Raw genomic sequence first — 312 nt, forward strand, 5'->3', positions numbered from 1 at the left:
TTACCCCACCAACTAGCTAATCAGACGCGGGTCCATCTCATGCCACCGGAGTTTTTCACACTATACCATGCGGTACTGTGCGCTTATGCGGTATTAGCAGTCGTTTCCAACTGTTATCCCCCTGTATGAGGCAGGTTACCCACGCGTTACTCACCCGTCCGCCGCTCAGTCACAAATGAAATCATCCGAAGAATCTTTCATAAGTGCTTCGCTCGACTTGCATGTGTTAAGCACGCCGCCAGCGTTCATCCTGAGCCAGGATCAAACTCTCAAATAAAAAGTTTGTTTCCCGGTTCAAAAATTACTACTAGC

At 48.4% G+C, this 312-nt stretch carries 1 rRNA gene; it reads right to left on the reverse strand.

Features of this window, described 5'->3' with window-relative positions:
* Window positions 1-277: ribosomal RNA gene (locus DWZ40_RS13650) — 16S ribosomal RNA — on the reverse strand; the annotation flags it as partial.
* Window positions 278-312: the final 35 nt, after the last annotated feature.

Origin of the sequence: Clostridium sp. AF32-12BH (genome assembly GCF_003477935.1) — a bacterium.
In the GTDB taxonomy this organism is placed as follows: domain Bacteria; phylum Bacillota; class Clostridia; order Lachnospirales; family Lachnospiraceae; genus Brotaphodocola.